The sequence below is a fragment of the Kitasatospora sp. NPDC007106 genome (assembly GCF_040634455.1).
GTDB lineage: Bacteria > Actinomycetota > Actinomycetes > Streptomycetales > Streptomycetaceae > Kitasatospora > Kitasatospora arboriphila.
Genome location: NZ_JBEYFP010001114.1, coordinates 1 through 1673, shown reverse-complemented (window position 1 = coordinate 1673; position 1673 = coordinate 1). Strand labels below are relative to the sequence as shown.

Below are 1673 nucleotides of genomic sequence, written 5' to 3'. Positions count from 1 at the left end.
GGGTGCGCTCGCGGGCGGCCCAGCGGCGGACGCGGTCCGGGTCCAGCGGGGTGCCGTGGCCGACGTGCAGCCGGGCCGGGTCGCGGGCGAGCATCGCGTCCAGGCTGTCGAGGTTGCCGAGCGGGTCGTCGTGGAACGGCGGGTTGGCCGGCCGGCCGGGGATCAGCCCCATGAAGGAGTTGGCGACCAGGTCGCCCGCCACCAGGTCGCCGTGGTCGGTGAGCACGGAGACCGAGCCGGCGGTGTGGCCGGGGGTGGGCACCGCCCGCGCGGCGATGCCGAATTCGTCCAGCGGGGTCTCGCCGCGCAGCAGGACCTGCGGCTCGAAGGGCTCGGCGCGGACGTGGAGTCGGCGGCCGCGGCTCATCAGGCGGCCCATCGGTCCGGTGGGCAGGTAGGGTTCGCGGACCCGCCCGGTGCGGTAGGGCCCGAGATCGGCCGCGTGGGCGGCGATCGGCGCGCCGGTGAGGCGGTGGAGTTCGGCCGCGGAGCCGAAGTGGTCGATGTGGCCGTGGGTGATGACGATCAGCGCGAGGTCGCCCGGGTCGACGCCGAGCCGCTCCAGGTGCCGGCGGATCTGTTCCCCGCTGCCGGGGATCCCGGCGTCGACGAGCACCGGGCGCCGCCCGGTGAGCAGGTAGGCGTTGACGGCGTGCCGGCCGAGCACGGGGATCGGCGTGACGGTGGTACGGGACACGGGTGTTCTCCAGGGGGAGGGTGCGGCGGCCGGCGCCGTGCGCGGGCAGGCCGAGGAGACCCCACGCGAGGTCGCGGGGGGGGCAGGAGGGGAGTCGGTCAGCGGAAGCGGCGGCGGTAGTCCGCGGGGGTGGTGTTGAGGCCGCGGCGGAAGGCCCGGTGCAGGGTCTCGACGGAGCCCAGGCCGCTGGCCCGGGCGACGTCGGCGAGGGCGCGGTCGCTCTCCTCCAGCAGTCGGCGGGCCCGTTCCAGCCGGGTGCCCTCGACGTAGGCGGCGGGGGTGCGGCCGGTGTGCCGGGCGAACAGCCGGGAGAAGTGCCGCACGCTGAGCCCGGCCCGCGCGGCCAGCGCCTCGGTGGAGAGGTCGGCGGCGGGCTGTTCGGCGATCACCCGCAGCAGCGGGCCGAACCGGTCGTCGGGCGGCGGCGGGGCGGACAGCGGAACGCTGAACTGGCTCTGCCCGCCGGGGCGTTTGACGTACATCACCATGGTGCGGGCGGTAGCGAGGGCGAGGGCCTGGCCGTGGTCCTCGGCGACCATGGCGAGGGCGAGGTCCATGCCGGCGGTGATGCCGGCGCAGGTCCAGAGGCGGCCGGAGCGGACGAAGATCGGGTCGGCGTCGACCTCGGTCTCCGGGTGTTCGGCGGCGAGTTGGGCGGCGGTGAGCCAGTGCGTGGTCGCCGGCCGGCCCGCCAGCAGGCCGGCCGCGGCGAGCAGGTGGGCGCCGGCGCAGATGCCGCCGATCCGGGCGGCCCGGCCGGCGGTGGCGCGCAGCCAGTCGGTGACGGCGGGGTCGACCCGGGCGACGGGCGGGCCGTCGGCGGTGTCGACGGCGCCGGCGACCAGCAGGGTGTCGATGCCGCCGCCGACCCGGTCGAGCGTCAGGTCGGCGTGCAGGCGGACGCCGCTGGAGGTCGTGACCGGCCCGGGTTCGGCTGCGGCGATCTCCACCCGGTAGCCGGGCCGGGTGCCGCCGA

At 77.3% G+C, this 1673-nt stretch carries 2 protein-coding genes; both read right to left on the bottom strand.

Annotated features, from left to right (window positions below; all coding sequences use genetic code 11):
* The coding region (locus ABZ641_RS36295; RefSeq protein ID WP_359988760.1) for an MBL fold metallo-hydrolase at nt 1–697 on the bottom strand (697 nt) is incomplete at its 3' end.
* 98 nt (nt 698–795) lie between these two features.
* Nucleotides 796–1673, bottom strand: an 878-nt coding sequence (locus tag ABZ641_RS36290) for a helix-turn-helix domain-containing protein (RefSeq protein WP_359988758.1), incomplete at its 5' end; no start/stop codon positions are given.